Genomic DNA, 353 nt, shown 5'->3' with positions numbered 1-353 from the left:
GAGATCCTGAAGGGGCTGGCGGGCATCGACAGCGGCGTGGTCGCGCCGGGCGGCGTGATCAACTTCGTGACGAAGCGCTCCGCGAACGTCGCGAGCGTGACGGGCGGCGTCGACAGCCGCGGCTCGACGTCGGCGTCCGTCGATCTCGGCCGCCGCTTCGGCCCCGACAATCAGTTCGGCTTCCGGATCAATGCCGCGAAGGAGAACATGCACTCCTATATCGACGGCACCAACGGACGACGCACGTTCGGCTCGATCGCCGCCGACTGGGACATCAGCCCGCGCGCGAGCCTGCAGTTCAACGCGGAATTCCAGCAGTGGATCCAGCGTTCCGCGCCCGGCTACCAGCTGCT

General features: G+C 67.7%; 1 pseudogene. It reads left to right on the top strand.

What is annotated here, in order from left to right:
• A pseudogene (locus DIE16_RS36390) lies at positions 1–353 on the top strand (TonB-dependent siderophore receptor); the annotation flags it as partial.

Origin of the sequence: Burkholderia sp. Bp9090, from assembly GCF_003857985.1 — a bacterium.
GTDB lineage: Bacteria > Pseudomonadota > Gammaproteobacteria > Burkholderiales > Burkholderiaceae > Burkholderia.
This window is presented reverse-complemented; position numbering and strand designations above follow the sequence as displayed.